The following is a 24,206-nucleotide window of genomic DNA, read 5'->3' on the forward strand; positions in this document are numbered from 1 at the left end:
CATCCATTTTACATTTAACAACTTTCACAGACCTTGGCCTAAATAAAAGCAATTCCTCTGTATTTCAACGTTTAACTCCTACAACTGATGATGAGTTTTTCACTTGTTCTCTTCCTTAACTAGTTTAAGAACATAAAGAACATAATAAAAGGAACCATTTTATTTTTCAAGCCCACTGTCATATAATATAACAAACGTTTGTCAGTTTTAGCACTAGACCTCTTCTCTATAATGAAAAAACAATTCAGAATTTAACTTTATTCTCGTATAATCCAACAACGGGTAAGAAATTCTGACAGCGCTCACACTTTCAGTTTCTTCAATACAATCTTTTCCCAAAGTTGCCACGGCAGCCACTTCTTGATAAGCAATGTCATTTTCAACCCTCTTCCAATCGGATAGCGTAATTGGTTCAACTTTTTCACCGAAGCAAGATCACAAACGAGCATCGCTACTTCTTTTGGATCACCGTGTTTTTCTTTACCAAATTCTAATGTGTCCGTAATCGTTCTCATATAATCATAATAAGGAGAATTTTCCTCTAGTGAGCGTTCCGACACTTTCATTCCAGAAGTCCAAATATTCGTTTTATAAGAGCCTGGTTCAACAAGTGCCACTTGGATTCCAAATGGCTTCATTTCTAATCGTAGACTTTCCGTATATCCTTCTAAGGCATGCTTCGACGCGGCATAAGGCGATAAACCCGGAAACGCAATCTTTCCACTTACACTGCTCATATTTAGGATCGCTCCTGTTCTCTGTTCACGCATAGTCGGTAGAACCGCCTGAGTAACAGCCATGACACCAAACACATTCGTCTCAAATTGCCGACGATAATCCTCCATGTCCACTTCTTCTGCAAACCCACCAATGGCAAACCCTGCATTATTTACTAACACGGCAACTCGTTCTTGTGATTCCACTTTCTTTTTCAATGCTGAAATTGAACTAGAATCCGTTACATCAAGTGGAAAAGCTTCAATTCGCTTTAGCAAGTTCTTGTCATCGACTAACGTATTAAATTGTGCTGCTTTTTCCACAAAACGCATTGTTGCAAGCACATAATATCCACGTTTGGCAAATTCAATTGCTGTCAGTAATCCAAACCCACTCGAGGCTCCTGTAATTATTGCTGTTTGTTTCACGTCATCCCCCTATTTTTTCATTTTTTCAAGATACACGAATGGCAAGTATGTAAAGTTTCATTAAACCTCTCTTTACATATAACACCCTTTTCATGTTTAATCCAGACTATAAAATACCTAACTTATTCATTTCCACCCTAAAAAAGGCTAAATTAAACAAAAAATACTGTATACTGCTCCTTATCCAAGTTTTACACAAAGACGCTTCTTCTCTCTAACGAATAAGTTTACAAACAGAGGACACATTATTACCTGTACGACGATCCAATCACATTTCCTAGGAGGTTTTTCAACATGGGCTTTTTTGATTTGTTTAATGAAGAAGAAACTCGCAAGGAAAATCCAAAAGAGGTACGTAAGGTAGATCGAGAGGCTGATGCAGAATTTGCCGCAGAGGATGCTCATCTCGATCTTCGTGAAGAAGAATTAGATATTCACAAACACCGTGCCGAAACTGGCGATGTCGAACTTCATAAGGATATTGTCGAAGAAGAAAAAGTAGTAAATGTTCCCGTTTCACATGATCAAGTCATTATTGAAAGAAGAGCCGTTGATCACGAGCCAACGGATGAACCAATTAAGGAAGAAGAAACGGTTCACATACCGGTTACGGCAGAGACCGTCAATGTTGAGAAGCATACGGTTGTCACTGGTGAGGTGTCAGCTCATAAGCGCGCCGTTGAAGAAACAGAGCAAGTGCGCGATGTCCTTCATAAAGAAGTTGCAGAAGTTGAAGCACATGGTAATGCCGATATCATTAACGAAGACTAATTAAGAAATCTAAAAGAGAGTGATTCAAAGGTCCTTTCTGGCCTCTTGAATCATTCTCTTTTCTATAAGCATTGCCACTGGACCCATCAGGAGTGGCTTTTTAGTTGCTGTTAAAGCCATTTTCATACTTTTGACGCTAAATGTGCATAATAATAAAAAGTTATTTTAGGAGGTCCTATGGGAAAGTTTATTCTTATTGGAGCGATAATTGGAGTAATAATAATTGGCTGGATAATGGGTATTTCCATTTCACTTGGACTTATTCTAGGAGCAATCGTTGGTGCTATTAGTTTTTTTCTAGTATCTACAAGAAATAACGATTCGTTAGAGTCAGATCGGTCAACCGAACAAACAATCCAGTTGCGCGAAGAACAGCTGGATATAAAAAAAGACCGCGTGCAAACGGGTGAAGTGAAAATTCATAAAGAAGTCGTGGAAGAAAAGAAAACATTCACGATCCCGGTCAGACGTGAGGAAATGGTTATCGAAGCTGGGAGTGAAGAAGAGTTACGCATTCCTCTGAAAGAAGAAGAGGTTGAAATAAGTAAACATCCTGTTCAAGTAAATGAGGTTTCCATATCAAAACGACAAATTGAAGAAATGGAACAAGTAAAAGAAACGGTGAAAAAGGAAACAGCTCACTATGACATTAAGGGTGACGCTGATGTGAGAGAAGAGGAAAACGCAACTGAATTGAAACAGTAAACTTTAAAACTACACAAATGTTTCCACAGCACCTTCATATCACTTTAGATTATAGATGAGAAGGTGCACTACACCCATAAGTTGCGTTCTTCATTCTTACTAGAAACCTCATCAATAGCTAGTTCACAGGAAAGAAAGAGAAAGCTATTACACCAATTTGGTAAGCTCTCTCTTTTAATAAACTTGCCGAGCGACAGGCATCTCACTCAAACTATTCCGGCAACCACAGTGTAAAAAATGGCACATATGCAATTAAAAGCACGACAACAATGCCAGCAACAAAAAATGGAAGAATATCTTTAATTGTCTTTTCAATTCCTACTTTTGTAATATAACACGAAATAAATAGTGTTGCTCCAACAGGAGGTGTGAACATTCCTAATGCAAGACTTACTAGCATGACAATCGCAAATCGAATTGGATCGATACCAATCTCAGTTGCAATCGGGAAGAAAATTGGAATGAATAAGAACAAGTTTGGAACGAGCTCCATCACCATACCTGCGACGAGCATAATCGCAATTACTACAAGTAGCAACGCCCATCCAGGCAATCCAAACCCATGCAAAGCCTCGGCAATCATGTTTGGAATTCCTTCTGAAATTAATACCCACGTGAAGATCATCGATGTACACACCGTAACCATCACAACACTAGTACCATGTATCGTCTCTTTCAGTGAGATCATAATGTTTTTGAAGTTCAAACTTCGATAAACAAATAACCGACTAACAGCGCGTAAATTACCGATGATAGGTTGTTTGATCATCATTTCCACTAGCTGGAGACTCCGCTTGCTCCCCTCCATTTCCACTGCTCTCTCCGCACCCACTAAGCGCTGTCATAGCCGCAATGGCCATTACACCTACCCATTTAAACTTTTTCATTTTATTACTCTCCTCCATTTTCATCGCATAATTGCTCTATTACATTTTTCAATACATGAATTGTTTGGATACAATCGCCAAGTGAGGACCACTCTTTCGGATTGTGACTAATCCCCTCTTTACTTTGAGTAAACAGCATTGCCATTGGTACATAACGACCTACGAACATCGCATCATGACCAGCCCCGCTTGGTAAATAGTAAGGATTCACCTCTAGCACTTTTTCTACTGCGAACGCCGCTTTTGCTCTCATCTCATCACTAACAACCACCGGTAACACACTCAATGTTTCTTTGATTTCAACATCAATCTCGTACTTAGCCGCCTTTTGTTTAGCTGCTTCGGTCACAAGACGCACCACTTCATTTTTCGGTTCAGCTTGAATGTCACGAATGTCAACGGTTAACTTAACCTCACCTGGAATAACATTCACACCATTTGGAAACACTTCAACTTTTCCAACCGTTGCAACCGCTGATGAACTAACCGTTGGAGGAAAATCCTTAACACTAGCAATAAATTCACTTGCTGCTATAAGAGCATCCTTACGATCATTCATCGGCGTATTCCCAGCATGACCAGCTTCCCCTTTAAAGGAGATATTTAACCATGTTGGACCGGCAATTCCAGTTACAATCCCAACCGGTAACTCTTCTTTTTCTAGGCGTTTCCCTTGCTCGATATGAACCTCTACAAAAGCAGCAATATCTGAAAGGTTCCTTTTCGCACTAACAAATCCATCCAAGGTTAACCCGTCTCTACCAATGACTTCTTCAAAAGAATCACCGTTAAAATCCTGCAACTGTCTCAGTTTGTCTGAATCAAGCACCCCAACCATTGCTTGGCTGCCGAGTAACCCTCCATTAAATCTAGCACCTTCCTCATCCGTAAAAATAACAACTTCATACGGTTTGTCCGGTTGATATCCAGTGTCCTTCCATGCAGCAGCCACTTCAAGAGCTGCTAAAACACCAAGCGGCCCATCAAAATGACCACCAGTTGGAACGCTATCCACATGAGAACCAGATAATACAGCAGGCTTGTCCTGTATACCCTTGTAGCGTCCAAAGACATTTCCAGCACCGTCTTCGGTTACCACTAAACCCGCTTCCTTCATCCAGATCTTAACTAACTCTTTTACTTGACGTTCCTCTTTTGAAAAGGCGATTCGGTTGCATCCCCCCTCGTCTGTCAGGCCAATGTTCGAAAGTTCTGCAAGTCTTTCTGCAACTCTCTTCCCATTAATCCCTGAATGGTCAAAGGAACCATTATAATCTTGTATCAATTTAGCCAGGAAACGTTCCTGAAACGACGTAGATTTTGACATATAGACCGTTGCCCCCCCTAATATTCTCTCTTTAAATATTTAAAATTAATTAATGTCCTATAAGTACAAACAGAAAGGATATTTTTTGTCTAAGTCCAACAATAACCACTACTGAACCTTTAAATATTCATGGATATATAGACCTAATTGCAATTCAAACGCTTTCTTTCCATCTAGCGATCCGATGTTCAAAATTTGTTTAATCGTATTCGTATGAACGTAGAGCTCTTTCGCACTTTACACCATATTTTGATTACATTCAAGGTACACCCGTAACGTCTGTAAAAGCTCCGTCTCATGATTCTCGTCATAGGAAATAATTACTCCTAGCGCATCCTCGACAAAGTCTTTTAATTCATCCACTTCTGTTTTTAAAAATAAACGCTGGATCCCTAGTTGTTGATACGACAAAACCATCTCTTCCGCTTGGGTTGTTTGCAAATAGTCGATGCACTTCTTGGCATCTCGATACGAAAGCTTCACTTCTTCCAGTGTATTCACCTTTCGTCCAATCCCTGTCAAAATTGCTAAGTCAATACTTCCATCGGCACGTTGTTGGATTGCCGTGAACAACTTTCTGATTTGCTCGTAGACTCGTTCCTCTTTTCACATGGCTTGGAACAGGTTAACACCCTAACAGAATTGATTAAGCTGATTAATTTCTTTTCTGTATTCATCACTCTTCCTCCTAGAATAAATGAAATAAAAATCCATAGGCGAAGCTGCAAGTGGCGATCTTTTCTTAGATGCAATGAGCGGAACCGCCGCCTTTTTTTAAGTCGAAGGAAAAGTGGGTAACAGTCTTTCGACGTGCAGCGTGTGTGGAGCCATTTCCCCCTTTGGTAGGCCTTCATACTTCTTTGAATTACTCGAATTTTCTTTCAAAAAAAAATACATACTCCACAAAGGAGTATGTACTCTCTAAACACTTTTATTATAGCAGAAACTCTTCAATGATTTGACAAACTTCGAGGCGTGTCAGGCACCACTAAAGCGCTGCCCCCTTTCCTCCATCCACGTTAACAGCAGTTCCTGTTACATAAGAGGCAGCATCTGATACGAGAAACGTAATCACTTTTGCGGCTTCATCCGTATTCCCAATCCGCCCTAATGGAATATCATGTTTTGGATTTGTGGCAAATTGCTCCCATGTTAAATCCGGAGCTTGACTTTTCCACATCTTTTCGATCTGATCGCTCCGGATTAAACCGATGCACACTGAGTTCACTCGAATATTATCAGCTGCTAAGTCTTTGCTCATTGCATTCGTAAGAGCCAACCCAGCTGCTCGGCTAACGGTTGTTGGCAATGACGAGGCAGGCGGTGTTTTCGCAGATGAAGTTGTGATATTTACAATTGCCCCTCCACCAGCTTGGCGCATATGTGGGAGTGCACTACGAGCACAGTGAATCGCACCGAATACTTTTAAATCTAAGTCCTTTTCCCACAACTCGGTTTCTACCTGCTCAAACGGTTTTGCAGCTGCAGTCCCCGCATTATTCACAAGAATATCCAACCTGCCAAAGTGCTTGGCCGTTTCCTCCACTGCTCGAGTACAATCGGTTTTTGACATCACATCAGCCACAATCGGCAAGACATCGGAACCCGTTTTCTCGGCAATCAGACCAACGGCTGTTTGCAAACTTTCTTCCGTTCGTGCCAAAATCGCCACCTTCGCACCTTCTTTTGCTAATTGAACAGCTGTTTCAAGTCCGATCCCCTTGCTTCCACCTGTTATTAGTGCTACTTTTCCCTTCAACCCTAAATCCATATTATCCAACCCCTCAAACTAATCATTTGTTATGTAATGTAAGCGTATTATATCAAAGAAAAACATCATTTTCCAAGTATTCAGACTTAACAGACTGTATTCACAGGAAAACAAAAAGAAGAACCGAGTGTGTTCACACTCGGTTCAACAAACTTCGGGCAGTGCCAGGCACCTACCGCTTTTCTGGCTCTGGATAGTCATAGCCTTTCGTATCGACTGTCACTGATTGTATTCGCTGATCTTCTTCTGGTTTATCACGATGATCACGGTCAGCATGGACGATGTCATCAACGGTTTCCATTCCTTCGATTGCTTTTCCAAATCCAGCATATTGTCCATCAAGCTGAGTTGACTCCTCCACCATAATAAAAAATTGTGATCCAGCTGAATTCGGGTCATTCGTCCGTGCCATTGAAAGAACACCACGCTCATGTTTTAACGGATTTTCAAACCCATTCGCATCAAATTCCCCCTCAATCTCATAACCAGGACCGCCTGATCCATCTCCCACAGGGTCTCCTCCCTGAATCATAAATCCAGGTATGACACGGTGAAAGAGCAACCCGTCATAAAAACCTTCTTCTACTAATGAAATAAAGTTAGCAACTGTATTCGGCGCAATATCCGGATACAATTCAAGAACGATCTCGTCCCCACTCTCCATCGTGATCGTAACAATTGGATTTTCTTCAACCATCGATGAGTAGTCACTTTGTTCACCTGATTGTTCTGATTGTTCTGTTTCTTCCGTTAGTTGATCTTCTGCTTGCTCTTCATCAGGCTGAGTTCCACAGCCTGCTAGCATGAGAAGCAATGCTGCCAATACAACAAAATAAGCTCTCTGTGTTAATCCTAATCTGCTCATCATTATCCTCCTTACAAATTTCGGGAGGTGCCAGGCACCCTCCGAATGACCTACAAATAAGAAACAATTAATTTCGCCTTGCCATCTACCTTGATCTCGCCAAAGCCTCTAGGCAACATAAAGTGATCACCTTTTTGAATTGGTTCATTGTTCAAGCGAGCTTCACCTTCAATGACGCTCACTAAAAGAAAATTCTCACCGTGCTCTTTTGATCCTTGTCCATTAATATTCCATTCTTCAACAGTGAAAAAGTCCGTTTTCACAAATGACGTAACCGCTAAGTCACCATATTCGACCGTTTCAAACTGTAGCTGAACATCCTCGTGCGGCACCGTAATTACGTCAATCGATTGATCAAGATGAAGATCACGCTTATTTCCCACATCATCCGTCCGATCAAAGTCATAAATTCGATACGTTACATCCGAATTTTGCTGCGTCTCTAAAATCATTGTTCCTTCACAAATCGCATGCACCGTTCCGCTTGGTACAAAAATAAAATCGCCTTTCTTAATTTTAATTTTGCGAATAAATGCGTCCCAACGGCCATTTTTTAGCATCTCTTCTAATTCTGTTTTCGTTTTGGCATGATGACCTAAAATAAGCTCGGCATCCTCTTTACAATCAATGATATACCAACACTCAGTCTTTCCAAACTCACCGTTCTCATACTTATCTGCATACTCATCGTTCGGATGAACTTGAACCGATAGTTCCGTCGTTGCATCAAGTATTTTCGTTAAAATCGGGAACTTGTCCCCTTTCGCATTTCCAAACAATTCTCTATGTTTACTCCACAAATCTCCTAAAGTAACCCCTTGATATGTACCGTTCTTTACAACACTTTGCCCATGTTCATGAGCAGAAATGGCCCAACATTCCCCCGTTTTTGATGAAGGAATTTCATATCCGAAAGACTTCGCTAATAAATCGCCACCCCAAATGCGCTCTTTAAACACCGGTTCGAAAAATAAAATCTCTTTGCTCATCGTTTCACTCCTATAAAAATATAATAGACTAAAGCATTGCTATTTTAGAAGACAGTATCAATTGCTCTGTTTTAATATATCCAATTTACAAGTTTGGTTCAACGAATAAAAAAGAGGAAAACCAACATCAGCTCTCCTCCCCGCAACCTTATTCAATCTCAATCAATAGTCCAAGCACTTCCTCCGCAGATCCAACGCTTTCAAGTTACTCTCTAAAAGTCTGCTTCGGGAGGTGCCTGGCACCATCCCCGATAAATCGCCGCGCACACCAGATCGCATGCCCTAATCCTTTTGGTTCCTTTTGACGAATATAGTGAATATCTACTAGGTTCGAAGATTTCTGTACTTCATTAAAACAACTCAATTTTCCCTTTTTTAATAGGAAGGGGGGATGCACTCAAAAGACTATACCGATTTAACGAAAACAATAGTAGCGTATCAAAAACCATCATATGACGATCATCATAACAAAAGAAAATTGAAGAGGAGCAGGTGTATGAACGTGGAAAATATTCGAATAAATAGGCTGAACAAATGGCTGACTTTAACTGAATTAGCACTAGCATCTGGAGTCTCAAAATCGTACATTAGTTACATTAAAAGAGGGGCACAACAAAAACCAGATATCGTCATTTTACAAAAAATATCAAAAGCTCTAGATGTTGAACTCGTTCAGCTCATTGCAGGCAGTATATAAACCGAGTTCGGTTGAGTGAACCACTAGCCCCCAGCTACTTAAATGTAATGTTTTTTTCGCTCATTCATTTTCCGGGTGTTCACTACGCCATTTCGTGAACTCTAAATATTCGCGAAACTGTTCTTTGTTAATCCCTGAATCCATAGCCACTTTGACTAACTCTACCCAAGCTTCATCGAGCTTGTGATCATCACTTTCCGATTTCTCACTTAACAATGCCTCCACAGAGACACCTAACACCACTGCCACTTTTTCTAGAAACTGAATAGATGGATTTGTTTGAATATTACGCTCAATCGAACTAACATAAGATTTGGCAACTCCTGCTCTTTCCGCTAGTTCAGACATTGAGAGCCCCTTTTCAAGTCGATACTTTTTGACGTTTTCACCTATCATAGATACCCAAACCTCGCTCTCTTTAGCGCAAACACATTCTTTTTACTATAATAGCTTATCAGCTATTATATAAAAATAAAAGCTCTATTCAGCTCGAACGGAAACACCGCCAAGCTTTAAATATCTCTGTATGTCGTCAATGCTCAACAAAGCCCAGCAACCAAAGTATGGCTACTGGACTTGAATTTGACAAAATTCGGGAGGTACCAGGCACCTAGAAATATACTGCTTTGCCAGTTTTCGCAGATTCATAGATTGCTTCTAAGATCTGAGTGACGACAAAGGCTTGCTCAGGTTTGACGACTGGCTCTGTATCGTTGATCACATTATCAATCCACAGACGGGCTTCAAGATCTGCATCCGATTCTTTCTTCCCATCGTAGAACGCCACGCCCCCAGCACCTAACTCGACATTCGTTGTATACAACTTCCCAAAATTTTCGCCATGGATTCTAAGGCCGTCTTTCATATCGGCTCCACCCTCGGTTCCACTTAATGAACACTTCGCCTCATCGACTTCTAGCGAGTTAAGTGCCCAACTTGATTCCAGCACAATCGTCGCTCCGTTTTCCATTGTAATAAATCCGAAAGCCGAATCTTCTACGGTAAACTTCTCCGGATCCCACGGTCCCCATGCGTTGGCTGCATCTTTTTTCTGACTTAACTTGTGATGTACAGCCCCCATCACCGATTTCGGCTTATAATTGTCCATCATCCATAGTGTTAAATCTAATGCGTGCGTTCCAATATCAATAAGAGGACCCCCACCTTGCTTCTCTTCATCCAGGAAGACACCCCATGTTGGGACTGCCCGCCTGCGAATCGCATGAGCCTTTGCAAAATACACTTCGCCAAGATCACCGCGCTCACATACTTGATGCAAATGCTGACTATCCGGACGAAAACGATTGTTATACCCTATCGTTAATTTCTTCCCTGAACGCTCTGCCGCATCGATCATCAAACGCGCTTCTTCAGATGTTTTCGCCATTGGCTTTTCGCACATCACATGTTTTCCGGCTTCAAGCGCAGCAACAGAAATTTCCGCATGGCTATCGTTTGGCGTAAGAACATGTACTACCTCAATCGCCTCATCCATTAGTAATTCCTTATAATCTTCATAGACTCTTGCTTCAGAAGTCCCGTATTCCTTTGCGGCTTTTTCCGCTCTTTCTACTAGTACATCACAAAAGGCTACTAGTTCAACGTTTGATAACTTAGACAAACTTGGCATATGCTTACCATTGGCAATGCCTCCGCAACCGATAATCGCTACTTTTACAGTTCTAGACATGTTTTTTCCTCCTACTTTTTCTATGTGTGTTTTAAGGGTGATCCCGATTTGATAGAGCTGCTTTTGGCATGTCGATCTCTTATGAAGGGTCTATATACATCTCTATTAATCGTTAGGGATCAGACCCTATTTGCGCATCTAATGTAATCTTAAGTATTACTTACTTATTTCATTCGATAAGGGTTTTAAAATCTCCTTTACCTCCACACGACGTCCTTCTTGATTAGAGAGCGCCGCGGCTTCGTTGATTAACGTAAGATTGAAAGCATCTTCATACGAAATACTAGATTCCGCGTCAGAAACAATGGCACTCGCCCACTGATCTAGCGCAAGTGGGAGTGATGCCGGAATGTCTGTTGGATTAACCCAATCCTCTCCTAATTGTTTGCTCTTGATCCGAATTGACCGGTCTTCAATTAATAGAGTTCCCTCTGTTCCATATAGCTCAAGTTGAAATGGGCTTCCACTTGATAAAAAGCCAGTTTCGAGCGTACCTAGTGCACCAGACTCATACTCAATGATGGCAATCGAGTTCATATCAACATCATAACTTGACGATTGTTGCAGCCTGGCAGTTACAGCCGTTGCTTTTCCTGCAAGTCGGTTCGATAAGTAAATAGGATGGGCGCCAAGGTCGATAAATGCTCCTCCCCCGCATTCCTTTGCATCAAAGAAGTGGGCAGGTAACCAGCCATTTGGATTGTCTTCTGATGCGACAGCCCCGTTATGAGCCAGCCGACAGCGAACCGTACTTAGTTCCCCTAGCAACCCTTTATCCACCGCCTCTTGAGCATACAAATAGTAATCTTCATTTAAGCGCGGAAGCGAAATCATGAGTTGAACCTCGTTCTCCTTCACAGCGTTATGGATCTCTTCACAGTCTCTAACGGAAAAGGCTAATACTTTTTCTGTGAAAATATGTTTTTTGTTTTTAGCTGCAGCGATAATCACGTCTTTATGTTGATTCGTCGGCGTATCTACAATGACCGCATCAATTTCTGGGTTCTGTAACACCGCATCCAAGTCTTGTTCAAATAGGACTCCTAACTCCTCTGCCCACTTGCTTCCTCGCTCCACGTCTTCATCCCAAACGACCTTTACCGAAATATGCTCATTGTTCATTGCCTGCTCGGCATATTCTCCTGCATGGACATGCCATTTACTTAGTAATGCTACATTAATCATTAACATTCACCTCTTCGTTTTATTTAAAAGAATTTATCCTTTCACAGCACCACTTGTCAGCGCTCCTACGATAAATTTCTGTAAGAGGATGAACAAGAGAATAACTGGTAATACAGACAAAACACTCCCCGCCGCTAAGTAGTGAGTCGTAATCGACTCCTGTGTCGATTGCAAGTTCATGACCCCAACTGACACAGGGTACATCCTTTCATCATCAAGCAAGATAAAAGGAATGACAAACTGTGACCAACTTTGGACCGCTACTAAAATGGTCACCGAAATAATTCCTGGTAGACTCGTTGGAATCAAGATTCTCGTTAACACTTGCCATCTATTACATCCATCGACAATCGCTGCTTCATCTAACGCTTTTGGAATCGTATCAAAATAGCCTTTCAGAAACCAAGTTGAAAACGGAAGAACGACCGCAACATATACAATGATAAGTGTCACATAGTTGTTTAATAAATCTAATTGTGCAAACAAACGGTACAAAGGAATCGAGATGACCACAGCTGAAATCATTTGTGTCATTAAAATTCCGATCAAGACTGGATTTTTGAATTTAAACTTGAAACGAGAAATCGCATAAGCTGCTGGAACCGCTACGATCAACGCACAAATGACTGTGAAAAACACAATGACTGCTGAATTTTTCAAGTAATAGAGAACACCCGTATTTTCAAGGACATGTAGGTAGTTCTCAAAAGCAAAATGTTCCGGAATCAACCGAGGTGGAACCGCAAACAACTCTTGAGAAGTTTTTAGCGAGAGTGAAACCACCCAAAACAACGGAAAGAGAAAAAACAATAAAATAATGAAATAACTACTATACAACCCTGTTTTAGCTAACAGTTTTTTCCTTTTGTTATTCACCTTATTGTTCCCCCTTTCTTCCTATTACCTTTAAGTACACAAGTGTCATAAGAATATTAATCGCCAGTAAAACGACAGCTGTTGCTGCTCCTTGACCTAAGTTAAATTCTCTAAAGATAACCGTATAGATGCTTAAAGCAATTACTTCTGTGCTTTGTCCTGGCCCGCCACCCGTCAGAGCCATGACCATATCAAATGTGTTAAATGTATCAATTGAAATAATTATTAAAGTAATCAAGATGATAGGTGCCAGCATAGGCAGAATCACCTTCATCAGCCTTTGAAGCGCATTCGCCCCATCGATCTTTGCTGCTTCCATCACATCACTTGGGAGTGTTTGGATCGCAGCGTAAATCAAAATCATACTAAACGCTGTCCCGCGCCAGACATTAGCTAGAATCACGGAGAATAGTGCAGCATTTGGATCCGATAAGAATGAAATGGTATTCAATCCTAAAACGCTTACAAAGTGATTTAATATACCTGCATTTGTTTCGTTGTACATGATACGCCAAATAATACCAATTACAACACCAGGAATCGCCCATGCAGTTAGTACCGCCGTCCGAACAATAACAGTCCCTTTTAGCTTCAGCTTCTGGCCTTGATCAATCGCTGCGGCAATTAAGAAACCAAAAAACAATTGGAAAACAACGCTAAATAAAACAAAGATCGCTGTAATTGTTAACATTTGATAAAAACCCGGTAGAGAAAACAGGCTCATATAAGAGCCGAGTGTATAGGACAAGTCTGTTTCTAGTAAAGAAGCATTTGTAAAACTAAACTTAATAATTTCAAAGATCGGATACAAAAAAACGAATAGTAAGATAATCCCTAGGGGTAGCAACCAAGGAAGAGGAGAACTCCCCCACCCCTTGATTACTAATTGTTTTGCTTGAGCTGATTTCGTGTGAAGTTCGCTATTCATATCAAAACCTCTTTTACTCGTTATTTACTACTTTCCATGCATCGTCCAATGCTTCTTCTGCTGATTTGTTACCTGAAATAACATCTGAAAGCGCAATTTGCATCTGAATCGAAATCGTATTGTAATGAGGGGAAGATGGTCTAACGTTAGCATCTTCTAGGTACTCACGAAATAAAGAACTAAAACGAGTTCCCTCATAATATTCTGAATCATAAACGGATGAACGAGTTGGTAGACCGCCCTGAACGCTCTGGAATTCGCCCATCGCCTGCTCGGTAATAAATAAACGTGCGATCAAATCAAATGCGGCTCTTTTCTTCTCTTCATCTTCTGTAAATATTCCCCATGTCCATCCACCTGCAGCTGTTCCACCTAGTCCTTCTTCAAGCTGCGGAAGTGGAGCAACATCCCATTTTGCAAATTCTTCTTCTCCTAATGTTTCCTTCAGAAACGCCTCTTGCCAATTCCCGCCAAGGAACATCGCTGTACTTCCGGTTGCAATTTCTTGATTTAAATCACCTTCAGCACCATAACCAGCCAAGCGCTGCGGAGCAGCTCCTATAGTTACAGCCTCTTCAATCGTTGATAACACATTAAGCATTTTCTCTCTATTTTCCCCTTCACCGAAGACCGGTGTTCCATCTTCATCTACGAGCTCGCCGCCCTGTGCCCAGAATAATGGCCACAACGTTGTGATCGAAGCGCCTTCACCTCGTCCACCAGGGAAAATGAGCCCATTGTAACCATCCTCTTGTATTTCAAGAGAGATTTGCATCGCTTCCTCCCACGTTGTAGGTGGTTCACTTACTACTTCCGTGTTATAAAATAAAACCCTTGTATCCGTCCCCATATATAATCCATAAACTTTTCCATCTGGACCAGTAATGACATCTTGGGCAAATGGCAGGAAGTCATCCGCTTCAATTCCGTATTCCTCCATCAGATCATCTAAAGGCTGCAAGTACTCTATGTATCTTTGAAATAAATACCCATCTATTGCCGCAACATCAGGAGCTCGACCCGTGTTCGCTTGCTCAATTAAACGAGACATCGCTTCATCAATATTGGAAGATTGAATATCTATATTTAAATCAACATGCGGGAAATCCTCTTCAAATTCACTTACTTTTCCTGAAATATAATTCGCTGGTCCACTAATGGGAGATTGTGGAGAATAACCTGTAGATGTTGCCCACCTTAATTCAAATCTTTCAGCATCACTATCCTCCGAAGTCGTTTCTTCTCCCCCACATCCAACCGCTAGGATTGCAGCAACCACCGCACCAACCAAAACTTTTGTCATATTTTTCATATTGAATACTTCCCCCTCTTTTTTGTTAACGCTTACATTTTTCTGAAATGTGTTACTGCCTTCTAACAAAAACCTTCCCTTTTCTTCACAAGATCCGCTTTGGCTTCGCCACTACCACACCACCTCTCATATTAATGATATAACAACTTATAAATAATATATTATAGATAATACAAATGCATGTCAATATGTTTTTTTGCTAAATTCTAGCAATATTCACATTCTTTCTTTTTCACTCCCCTAACAGCTTGGTCAAAACACAAAGAGACCCACGGTGATGATTCCTCATTCCGTGAGCTTGTATGACGGCTAATAACCTTATGTTCTCATCACTGTGGATTCCCCTTCTATTAAGACAGCCTCAAGAAAGGTTTTCTCTGGGTATCTCTTGTTTTCAATTTGAGATACAATCGCTTCGGTTGCCTTCTTTCCCATTTCTTGTTGATTTTGTTTAACATGAGTAAATTGAAAACGATCCCTTGATTTTTTCGGACTGTCAAAACAGATGATCGATAAATCCCTCGGGACAGTAAGGCCTAATTCAAGCGCGGCAATCCTCGCTAGTACAGCAATATTGTAATGGACGGCAAAAATGGCTGTTATATTGGGGTGAGTTTGTAAATGGCCCTTTATCAATTGGATATCTCTATCTATTAACTCATCGTTCCTTTTATTTGTAGGCAGTTCAGAAGTGAGATCAGTCAGCCAAATGTCTTTATTCACCATAACCCCGCGTTCAGCATAGGCTTGAATAAAGCCATCGACTCGGTCCTCTATAGCAGAGATATCTTTAAACGGGGGCGAAAGGATCGCTATTTGCTGATGGCGTAAGTCGAATAAATAGTTGACAGCTTCCTTTGCTGCATTAATGTTATCGGTACAAATCGAGGTCGTGTGGATCCCTTTGAAATACCGATCAATGAGGACATGGGGGAATTTATTAATCGTTAGCTTTAACACTTCTTCATTAAAATACTCTCCTGAAACAGGTAAGATCATCATGCCATCTACTCCTAGTTGTAACAATGAGGCAATCGCTTCTTTTTCAAGCGAAACATCACCGAACGTTTGCTTCACGACAAGACTTGACGCGCACTGACTGGTCGCTTCGTTCAACGCCTTAAACAGATCAGCAACATGACTCTCATCAAAATCAGGAAAGACAAATCCAATCAAATACCCTTTACTTGATTCCGCCTGCAAAACTCCTTCGTTCTCCTTATTAATAACAAACGAACCTTTCCCAGGAATCCGTTCTATCATCCCATCATTAACGAGTTGGTCGAGCGCTCTTTTTGTTGTGATTCTACTTACCTTATAATAATCAATCAATTCTTTTTCAGACGGGATCCGATCCCCAACCTTATAATCTTGAGTCACAATCTTTTCTTTAATTTCTTCATAGATGATTTCATACCTCGGCTTTCGCTGAGTACTATCCAAAGATTTGGTCATGGTTCATTCCTCCTGTTCCCAATATAACATATTGATATAAATAACGACATGTCATTTATAATCCATTGTCGAAAAAAATCGATCTAGCCCTTCTAAAACTGATAGCCTCTCTCTTTAGAACTGAAGAGAGCCAGCTTTTTCGCGAGGCTATTGAAAAGGTCGCTTTTCACCTTTTTCATAGCCTCTTTTTTTGCTCAAAAACTGACTCTAGGAAAGGTATTATTCAACTAACATGAGAGCGATTACATAATAATGCTACTACCTTACTTCACCCATTCAGGCAGATCAATCCGAACCTCTTGACCTTGCGCCGCTGAACGAAGGGCACCATCAACAATTGCTTGATTGATCAGGATTTGTTCCCCTGGAATCGGAGCGGGCTTTCCTCCTTTGACAGAAACAACAAAGTCACGAACCTTTTCTGCAAAAATGTTCAACTGATGGGTTTTGACCGGAATAGCACTATCGACATGATGCCCCATCACATCGTGAAAAAGGCTGATAGAACCAATCCCACCGTCCCAAACACCACTCCACGGTCCACTCCCTGCTGGCGTTAGCTTTAATCCAGCACTTGTACCGAGAAACATCGTTGCTCCAAGCGTATCCATATGCATAGCCCATGACGTTTTAAAATTAAGTACTTTTCCACCTTCTAATCGTACGATTGCCACTGCAAAATCCTCTACTTCAAACTGATCCGCTTCTGGATGGTAGACGGGATTAGTCCCAAAATGGTTGGACGTATAGGCAGAAACTGTGAGAGGCTTTGGATTACCTAAAGCATGGAGAACTAAATCTAAAGAATAACATCCTATATCCGCCATTGCTCCGGCACCAGCTAACTCTTTGTTAATAAACGTTCCTCTTGGCATTCCACGACGACGACCACCGCCTGTTTCTACATAATAGACATTTCCTAATTTACCCGATTGAACAATCTCCTTTACCGCTTGCATATTCGGATCATACCGAGGTTGAAATCCAATCGATAGAATTTTCTCGGCTTTCTTCGCTACTTCTGTCATCTCAATCGCTTGTTCAAGTGTGACAGCCATTGGCTTTTCTACTAAAACATGCTTCCCTGCGAGCGATGAATCAATGCTCGTGCGGTGATGAGCAACATTCGGTGTACAAATGCTCACGCCATCAAGCTCTAATTCTAATAATTCTTGATAATTATTAAATGCCCGCGCATCCGAAAGTTCTAAATTCTCTACAAATTGGGTAGCTTTCCCTGGAATCACATCAGCAACAGCAACGACCTTTACATCATCCATTTCCTTATACGCCTTTGCATGCGCCGCTGCAATCCCCCCACTCCCAATAATGCCAATCCTTACTTCCCTCATACTTTACACCCTCCCTATACTTTTCCCTATAACAAATAACCATTACAGATCATAATCAAAACATTACAAGATATTTTTAAAATGACATATTAATATATACATTATATATAATATTATAGTATCAAGCGAGCTATTAATATGTCAAATAAATGTTCGATTATACAAACGGATCAGACAACTATTTTTCTCACTATAAAAAGGAATGTCTCATCGTTATAGATTTTAAAAACACAAAAAGTAACTACTTTTCCACGTAAGAGAGAAAAGCAGTTACTTCCTTCCATCCATATATATTCACAAATCCCGACAAGTACCAAGTACCTAATACTTCTCTTTCAAAAACTTCACAGACTGCTTAATCAGCGCTTTCAATACATCAACATCAATGTCTGTTACTTTATTAATGTATACACACGCTTTTCCTGTCGTATGCTTGCCAAAGTCCTTTAACAATTCTTCTCTTGCTGTATCTCCCGTTGCAAAATACAAACTGATTTTTGCTTTCCGAGGAGAAAAGCCAACAAGCGGTGCATCGCCCTCATGTCCAGATTCGTATTTGTAATGATATAAACCAAACCCTATAATGCTCGGTCCCCACATTTTCGCTTGATAGCCTGTTGTCTCCGTAAAAATATCCAATAGTTTAAAGGCGTCTTCCCGTTTCTTTGGACTTTTAACCGTTTCAATAAATTCGATGACACTGTTATCGGTTTCTTTTGTTTTAAGTTCGTATATAGTCACTCACTCCTTCAATATGTCTTAATACTAGAAGATTCTCTACTCCTTATAAAATCTCCTTGTTTCGAAATAGCAAACAAAAAGAGAAATATAGAGTAATAATGAAACGGTCGACGATAATATTAATGAACAAATGCAGTTTGACGAGGAGGAGAAACATGGAAACAAAACGAATTAAACACACGGCTTTTTTCAACTTAAAATACCCAGTCGATTCACCTGAAACTGAGCGTTTCTTACAGGATGGCAAGGAAATCTTATCGGACATACCCGTTGTCAACCAGTTCGAAGTGTTGCGCCAAGTAAGCCCAAAATCTGAATATGATTTCGGTTTTTCAATGGAATTTAACAGCCAGGCCGATTATGATGCTTATAATAGCCACCAAAGTCATCAGGAATTTGTGGAAAATCGTGGGAAAGTAGAAGTCGTTAAATTTCAAGAAATCGATTGCCTTACATTAGATCAATAAGAATGGATCAACAGGGTAAGAGGGGCACACGAATGGATTCGTTGACCCTCTTTTGCAATTTCTACTCGCTCATTACGAACACACAACATTTGCATACAGTTGTTTATAATCGACAAGTGCCTAGCACTTAATATTACTACTCACTCTAAACAAAACGCGAGACAACACAAAAACTACGGTAGCAATTAACAACATGACTATTAAAGGGATCATTGAAGTCTGACCAAACGTAACTTTCTGACTCACATTCCCATCGATTGAAGGTAAATCAAGAGTAAGAAAAGCGGTTAATACGACACCTGAAAGAATTTGAAAACCAACGTACAGCAAAAGAAAACTACTGATAAAAACAAGATATTTAACCGGGCGGTGCTGGCACCTCCCGCTATTTTCCTTTACTGATCTGTCCAATCCCAAGTTCTTTCGCTTCTTTATACAATGCTTTCAGAAAGCTTATCGTCATTAAGGCCATAATAATGGAAAATGGCAAAGCTGCAGCAATCATTGTGTTTTGTAATGCTTGCAGCCCACCTGTGTATAACAGCACAAGAGCTGTCGCTGAAAGCATCACTCCCCAAATCAATTTAATCTTCGTACCCGGTGAATGCGATCCATTTGTGGTCATCATCCCTAACACATACGTCCCAGAATCCGCTGATGTGATAAAAAATGTTCCAATCAAAATCATCGCAAGGATAGAAGCAAGAAATCCGAACGGAAAATGAGATAATACTCCAAACAGTGATTCTTCTGTCGCTAGCGTAGAAATTGTCGCAATGCCATCATGTTCAAGCGTAATGGCTGTGCCACCAAACGTTGAAAACCATAAGAAACCGACAATCGACGGGACAAACAAAACCCCAAATACAAACTCACGAATCGAACGTCCTTTTGATACCCTCGCAATAAAGATACCGACAAATGGTGCCCAAGCAATCCACCATGCCCAGAAAAAAATCGTCCATCCATCAATCCAGTCGCGTAAATCCATATCCGTTGGCAAAATCCGAAAACTCATCGCCGGTAAGTTTTGAATATACAATCCAATTGAGTGCGTGAATAATTCTAAAATAAAAACCGTCGGACCAACAATAAACATGACTAAAAATAACAACACCGCCAGCCCCATATTGACATTGCTTAAAATTTTAATTCCCTTTTTCAACCCAGTCCAAGCTGAGATCATAAAGAGCACCGTCACAATAAGAATGATAATAAATTGAACACCTATTGTAACAGGAACATTAAAAAGATAAGATAACCCCCCGTTAATCTGCACCGCACCAAACCCAAGCGTCGTCGCAACCCCTACAACTGTTGCAATTACTGCGAGAATATCGACAAACTTTCCCGTTATACCATTTACGTGTTCACCAAAAATCGGCTTTAGCGTTGCACTAATTAACCCACGCTCTCCATGACGAAAATTAAAATAGGCCAATACTAACGCAACAATGCCATAGATCGCCCATGCATGCAGCCCCCAATGGAAAAAGGTATAACGCATCGCATCTCTGATCGCTTGATCAGACCCGAGTTCCCCAGTTGGAGAACTAACTGCATAATGATGAATCGGCTCAGCTGCTCCCCAAAACACAAGCCCAATTCCCATCCCTGCACTAAATAGCATCGCAAACCATGTAGGTCTTGAAAATTCAGGCTTACTATCCTGCTTCCCTAACCGAATCCGCCCCACAGGACTGATCAAGAAATACAAACAAACAATCGTAAGTAACGTTACAATGATGAGATAATACCAACCAAACGACTCAGCAATAAAAGTCTGAATATTAGCTGTCACTTGTTCTAACCACTCAGGAGCGATTACCCCAACAAGAACAAGAAGCGCAAGTATGCCAACAGAAATATAAAACACACTCGTTCCTTTTTTCACCTTAAGCTCTCCTTTCTTCCAACCAAATGTAATGGTATTTTATCCTCTTCCCTGCGCTTCAATACGTCGGCATCAATGAGAGCTTAACCGACAAAAAACGGGAGGTGCCTGCCCCCCCGATTAATTCACTCCTTGTTTTTTTTCCATGTATTCGTTATTGCGCTCTGTCTCTTTGCTTCCAAATAACCCGACATAGCCTGCGACCAATCCGCCAATTGCCACAGCGGCAACGACCGCAAAGACGAAGGGAACTCCCCCTGCTGTTAAAGCAATTCCTGTCAAAATCGGTCCTAAGGTCGATCCGATATCCCTTGTAAAAAACACGACCGATAAAGCCGTTCCCCTTATTGGTGCAAACCAATTGACGACAATGGCAGCCACCATCGGAAACACCATTCCTAGCGAAACACCTGATAAATATAAGAGAGTCACAAGCAAGACAATTGATGTTGTCAGTTCAAAGAAATACAACGGAATGTTAAACAACATTGCCGTTACCACCACTCCGACTAATCCAATAAAAAGAAGCCATTCTCTTGAAACATGAGATAATAACCATCTGGATATATTCGTACCGGTAAACACGCCTAACGGAATTGCCATAAATACAAACCCCGTCCAATTGGCATTAATTTCAAAAAAATCAGCTAGCAAAAACCCAATGTTTGTATGATAACTTAAAATAATAAACGATGCCCCTGCCCCCGCTATACAAATCATAATGAACTTAGCATTTTTGATTGTATGTACCGCTTTTTTAAAAGAAAAGCTTTGAATTTTCACATTGTCAGCTACGTTTAAGTTCTTATACAAGAAAACCGTCACGGTCACCGACCAAATCGCCAAAAACAAGAAAACAAACCGCCAATCAAGGAAAATTCGCATCACCGCTCCAATGGCCGGCCCTGCCGCCGCCCCCATACTAAAATACATTTGAAACACGGTAAGGGCTTTGTCTCGACCTTTCTCCTCATACATATCAGTAATTAATGCGCTTCCACATATGCTCGCCGCTGATATACTAAGCCCTTGAATTATGCGAAGGACAATCACCCATTCAATCGTTTGTGCAAAAAATATCGCAAAGCTACTCACACTAAAAACAGATAAACCAAGTAACAATACATTCTTCGCTGGATACCGGTCCACAACGGGACCATAAATAAGCTGAGCGATCGCTTGAGCAATCGTGAACCCGGCAACTGTAAGCGAAATTTCTAAATTGGATGCCTGCAACTCATCTCGAATCAAAATAATACTTGGGATGAAAATCAACTGTGACAACGTTGTTAACATTCCCGCCAATGATAACAAATGAAGGTTAGCTCTGTTATTTGGTTGACTCATAATATACCCTTCTATCTAAATTTATTTATACATTCACTATTAAGAATGCCGAAAACTTCAAGATTTTTTTTCCATATACTAGTATGTTATCACTCGATCCTTTATCAAGACAGGGTAAGCATTCGACAAACTTCGGGCGGTGCCTGGTACGGAGAGGAGAAAAGGAGAGCCACCATTTGTGTGCTCTCCTCACTCATTATCAATGATGTTACATAAGCGGCAAACTGACCGTCACCCTTGTCCCACTTTCTAAATTCTCAAGGCGCATTGCGCCTTTGTGCTCTTGGATGATTCGTTGCGATATTGATAAGCCAAGTCCTGTTCCTTCTTCTTTTGTTGAAAAAAACGGTTCACCTATTCTTCCGATGATCGATAATGGAATGCCAGCCCCATTATCGACCACTTCAATGACAGCTTCTTTTTCATTTCGGATTTTAACGTAAATCATTACTTTTCCACCTTCATCACCGGCTGCTTCAATTGCATTTTTCACTAAATTAATCATGACTTGTTTTATTTGCGACTTATCTACATCCACGTATAACATAGTCGATTCCAATGAAAGCGTAATGTCTACATTATGCAGGGTTGCTTCATTTCTCATAAATTCAACCGTCTCATTCACAATATCATTTAGATTGGAGTTCTCTCTTTTTGGCGCACTTGGTTGCGTCGCCATGAGAAAGTCATTCACGAGTTGATTCATTCGGTCCATTTCACTTATGACAATATCGCGAAATTGATTCTCTTTTTGGTCTTCAAATAAAAATTGGACAAATCCTCTTACGGATTGCATTGGATTTCGTAACTCATGTGCCAATCCAGCTGATAGTTGCCCGAGCAAGGATAATTTTTCAAGACGAATCAATTTATCATCAAACTCATCATAACTTGACTTTGTTGCGTTTTCGATAATAACGGACACAACCGATGATAAACGTCTGATCGTCTCTATTTCTTGTTTCGTAAAAGCATATGGATTTGGATCGATCGCACAAACGGTGCCAAACAACTTTCCATTTGAAAGGTAGACTGGCATGCCAAGGTACGATCCAATATTGGCTTCATATATAGCATCAAACACACTAGCTCTCGCGTCTTTTTTTGTATCATGTATTATTAACGGTTCCCGACCGTCACAAGGAATCAGACTTCATATCGAATGGTCTTTAGGTAATTCCATGCCCTCTTCCAAGGAACAGCCATTTCGATTAAACACTTTAATCACTTTAAATGTTTCTTCAATATGACTGACAAAAAGTGTTCTTGCTCCAATTGACTGACTCGAAAACCACAACATATCTTCCAACGCCTGTTCAAAACGACTCGTCACAACGATCCCCCCTAAAAACAAAGCAAACCAATTACAATGGAGCTTTCTCTCTTTACTCAAATAAATAATTAAAAAACAATTACACTAGCCTACTATCATCTTACCAGTAAAATCCCTTGTTTTCCTGTGTAAAATGAACCTTCTTTTTCGATGTGTGCCTAGCACCTCCCGATATTCGACAAACTTCAGGGCATACTAGGTACTTGACACATAAATCAAAGAGGAGTAAATTCTCCTTATCATACAAAATACATGTTAACCTTTTATTCGCTTAATCTAAGTTTTTAGAGCGGGGGAACCAAATGGGATGGCTAGAAATCGTCCTTGGGGTGAATCTTACTATGTAAGAGGGGATACTCTTAAGTCCCTAATCCGACAGCTAACCTCGTCAGCGTTTTTTTTGAGAGAAAGGGTCTTATACAGGACCATTCTTTACGATGGTCTTTTTTATATGCAAAAAAAGGAGTGA

The 24,206-nt window shown here is 40.7% G+C and carries 25 protein-coding genes, 1 pseudogene and 1 riboswitch; of the genes and pseudogenes, 4 read left to right on the forward strand and 22 right to left on the reverse strand.

Annotated elements, in window-relative coordinates; genetic code table 11:
* Nucleotides 1-302 precede the first annotated feature (302 nt).
* Nucleotides 303-1,145, reverse strand: a complete 843-nt coding sequence (locus SLH51_RS14390; protein WP_335962031.1) for an SDR family oxidoreductase — start codon at nucleotides 1,143-1,145, stop codon at nucleotides 303-305.
* Between the two features lie 294 nt (nucleotides 1,146-1,439).
* On the opposite strand from SLH51_RS14390, the gene SLH51_RS14395 reads away from it, so the two are divergent.
* A complete protein-coding gene (locus tag SLH51_RS14395; protein WP_335962032.1) occupies nucleotides 1,440-1,916 on the forward strand; it encodes a YsnF/AvaK domain-containing protein in 477 nt (158 codons plus the stop codon).
* Between the two features lie 177 nt (nucleotides 1,917-2,093).
* Nucleotides 2,094-2,621: a YsnF/AvaK domain-containing protein gene (locus SLH51_RS14400; protein ID WP_335962033.1), complete on the forward strand. Its 528-nt coding sequence runs from the start codon at nucleotides 2,094-2,096 to the stop codon at nucleotides 2,619-2,621.
* A gap of 211 nt (nucleotides 2,622-2,832) precedes the next feature.
* Here the strand turns inward: SLH51_RS14400 and SLH51_RS14405 are convergent, their stop codons facing one another.
* The 8 genes and pseudogenes from SLH51_RS14405 to SLH51_RS14440 form a co-directional block, all read right to left on the reverse strand.
* Nucleotides 2,833-3,393, reverse strand: coding sequence for a TRAP transporter large permease subunit (locus SLH51_RS14405; RefSeq protein WP_335962066.1), 561 nt, complete (start codon nucleotides 3,391-3,393; stop codon nucleotides 2,833-2,835).
* The gene (locus tag SLH51_RS14410) at nucleotides 3,365-3,508 is read right to left on the reverse strand and encodes a hypothetical protein (protein ID WP_335962034.1); all 144 of its coding nucleotides are present in this window, start codon (nucleotides 3,506-3,508) and stop codon (nucleotides 3,365-3,367) included. Before SLH51_RS14410 ends, SLH51_RS14405 begins: the two co-directional genes overlap by 29 nt.
* Before the next feature lie 4 nt (nucleotides 3,509-3,512).
* Nucleotides 3,513-4,835 carry a Zn-dependent hydrolase gene (locus SLH51_RS14415; protein WP_335962036.1) on the reverse strand — a complete coding sequence of 441 codons (1,323 nt, stop codon included), beginning with the start codon at nucleotides 4,833-4,835 and terminating at the stop codon, nucleotides 3,513-3,515.
* Between the two features lie 237 nt (nucleotides 4,836-5,072).
* A complete protein-coding gene (locus SLH51_RS14420; RefSeq protein WP_335962037.1) occupies nucleotides 5,073-5,408 on the reverse strand; it encodes a PucR family transcriptional regulator in 336 nt (111 codons plus the stop codon).
* Nucleotides 5,409-5,823: 415 nt separating this feature from the next.
* A complete protein-coding gene (locus SLH51_RS14425; protein WP_335962038.1) occupies nucleotides 5,824-6,606 on the reverse strand; it encodes an SDR family NAD(P)-dependent oxidoreductase in 783 nt (260 codons plus the stop codon).
* Nucleotides 6,607-6,778: 172 nt separating this feature from the next.
* Nucleotides 6,779-7,471 carry a peptidylprolyl isomerase gene (locus SLH51_RS14430; RefSeq protein ID WP_390183779.1) on the reverse strand — a complete coding sequence of 231 codons (693 nt, stop codon included), beginning with the start codon at nucleotides 7,469-7,471 and terminating at the stop codon, nucleotides 6,779-6,781.
* Nucleotides 7,472-7,521: 50 nt separating this feature from the next.
* Nucleotides 7,522-8,460: a mannose-6-phosphate isomerase, class I gene (gene manA, locus SLH51_RS14435; protein WP_335962041.1), complete on the reverse strand. Its 939-nt coding sequence runs from the start codon at nucleotides 8,458-8,460 to the stop codon at nucleotides 7,522-7,524.
* Between the two features lie 244 nt (nucleotides 8,461-8,704).
* Nucleotides 8,705-8,842: pseudogene (locus SLH51_RS14440) on the reverse strand (UTP--glucose-1-phosphate uridylyltransferase); the annotation flags it as partial.
* A 114-nt stretch (nucleotides 8,843-8,956) separates the two neighbouring features.
* Here SLH51_RS14440 and SLH51_RS14445 point away from each other — a divergent pair.
* Nucleotides 8,957-9,157, forward strand: coding sequence for a helix-turn-helix domain-containing protein (locus SLH51_RS14445; RefSeq protein WP_335962042.1), 201 nt, complete (start codon nucleotides 8,957-8,959; stop codon nucleotides 9,155-9,157).
* Between the two features lie 60 nt (nucleotides 9,158-9,217).
* Here SLH51_RS14445 and SLH51_RS14450 read toward each other — a convergent pair whose 3' ends face one another.
* The 9 genes from SLH51_RS14450 to SLH51_RS14490 form a co-directional block, all read right to left on the reverse strand.
* A complete protein-coding gene (locus SLH51_RS14450; RefSeq protein WP_335962043.1) occupies nucleotides 9,218-9,553 on the reverse strand; it encodes a helix-turn-helix domain-containing protein in 336 nt (111 codons plus the stop codon).
* 214 nt (nucleotides 9,554-9,767) lie between these two features.
* Nucleotides 9,768-10,847 (reverse strand): Gfo/Idh/MocA family protein, encoded by a 1,080-nt coding sequence (locus SLH51_RS14455; protein ID WP_335962044.1) that lies wholly within the window; start codon nucleotides 10,845-10,847, stop codon nucleotides 9,768-9,770.
* Nucleotides 10,848-11,003: 156 nt separating this feature from the next.
* Nucleotides 11,004-12,032 carry a Gfo/Idh/MocA family protein gene (locus SLH51_RS14460; RefSeq protein ID WP_335962045.1) on the reverse strand — a complete coding sequence of 343 codons (1,029 nt, stop codon included), beginning with the start codon at nucleotides 12,030-12,032 and terminating at the stop codon, nucleotides 11,004-11,006.
* Between the two features lie 33 nt (nucleotides 12,033-12,065).
* Nucleotides 12,066-12,908, reverse strand: a complete 843-nt coding sequence (locus tag SLH51_RS14465) for a carbohydrate ABC transporter permease (RefSeq protein WP_335962046.1) — start codon at nucleotides 12,906-12,908, stop codon at nucleotides 12,066-12,068.
* Between the two features lies 1 nt (nucleotide 12,909).
* Nucleotides 12,910-13,836: a carbohydrate ABC transporter permease gene (locus SLH51_RS14470; RefSeq protein ID WP_335962047.1), complete on the reverse strand. Its 927-nt coding sequence runs from the start codon at nucleotides 13,834-13,836 to the stop codon at nucleotides 12,910-12,912.
* 13 nt (nucleotides 13,837-13,849) lie between these two features.
* The gene (locus SLH51_RS14475) at nucleotides 13,850-15,148 is read right to left on the reverse strand and encodes an extracellular solute-binding protein (protein WP_335962048.1); all 1,299 of its coding nucleotides are present in this window, start codon (nucleotides 15,146-15,148) and stop codon (nucleotides 13,850-13,852) included.
* 318 nt (nucleotides 15,149-15,466) lie between these two features.
* Nucleotides 15,467-16,603, reverse strand: a complete 1,137-nt coding sequence (locus SLH51_RS14480; RefSeq protein WP_335962049.1) for a GntR family transcriptional regulator — start codon at nucleotides 16,601-16,603, stop codon at nucleotides 15,467-15,469.
* A gap of 263 nt (nucleotides 16,604-16,866) precedes the next feature.
* Nucleotides 16,867-17,955: a Gfo/Idh/MocA family protein gene (locus SLH51_RS14485; RefSeq protein WP_335962050.1), complete on the reverse strand. Its 1,089-nt coding sequence runs from the start codon at nucleotides 17,953-17,955 to the stop codon at nucleotides 16,867-16,869.
* 321 nt (nucleotides 17,956-18,276) lie between these two features.
* Nucleotides 18,277-18,690 (reverse strand): DUF1801 domain-containing protein, encoded by a 414-nt coding sequence (locus SLH51_RS14490; RefSeq protein ID WP_335962067.1) that lies wholly within the window; start codon nucleotides 18,688-18,690, stop codon nucleotides 18,277-18,279.
* Between the two features lie 161 nt (nucleotides 18,691-18,851).
* On the opposite strand from SLH51_RS14490, the gene SLH51_RS14495 reads away from it, so the two are divergent.
* Nucleotides 18,852-19,163 (forward strand): Dabb family protein, encoded by a 312-nt coding sequence (locus tag SLH51_RS14495; protein WP_335962051.1) that lies wholly within the window; start codon nucleotides 18,852-18,854, stop codon nucleotides 19,161-19,163.
* 385 nt (nucleotides 19,164-19,548) lie between these two features.
* Here SLH51_RS14495 and SLH51_RS14500 read toward each other — a convergent pair whose 3' ends face one another.
* The 4 genes from SLH51_RS14500 to SLH51_RS14515 form a co-directional block, all read right to left on the reverse strand.
* Nucleotides 19,549-21,057, reverse strand: a complete 1,509-nt coding sequence (locus tag SLH51_RS14500) for a glycine betaine uptake BCCT transporter (protein ID WP_335962052.1) — start codon at nucleotides 21,055-21,057, stop codon at nucleotides 19,549-19,551.
* Between the two features lie 120 nt (nucleotides 21,058-21,177).
* Nucleotides 21,178-22,404: an MFS transporter gene (locus SLH51_RS14505; RefSeq protein ID WP_335962053.1), complete on the reverse strand. Its 1,227-nt coding sequence runs from the start codon at nucleotides 22,402-22,404 to the stop codon at nucleotides 21,178-21,180.
* A 208-nt stretch (nucleotides 22,405-22,612) separates the two neighbouring features.
* Nucleotides 22,613-23,554: an ATP-binding protein gene (locus SLH51_RS14510; protein WP_335962068.1), complete on the reverse strand. Its 942-nt coding sequence runs from the start codon at nucleotides 23,552-23,554 to the stop codon at nucleotides 22,613-22,615.
* 3 nt (nucleotides 23,555-23,557) lie between these two features.
* On the reverse strand, nucleotides 23,558-23,737 hold the full coding sequence (locus tag SLH51_RS14515) for a hypothetical protein (RefSeq protein ID WP_335962054.1): 180 nt from the start codon (nucleotides 23,735-23,737) through the stop codon (nucleotides 23,558-23,560).
* Nucleotides 23,738-23,995: 258 nt separating this feature from the next.
* A riboswitch (cyclic di-AMP (ydaO/yuaA leader) is annotated at nucleotides 23,996-24,147 on the forward strand.
* Nucleotides 24,148-24,206 lie beyond the last annotated feature (59 nt).

Origin of the sequence: Halalkalibacter kiskunsagensis, from assembly GCF_037027555.1 — a bacterium.
GTDB classification, from domain to species: Bacteria; Bacillota; Bacilli; order Bacillales; family Bacillaceae_D; genus Halalkalibacter; species Halalkalibacter kiskunsagensis.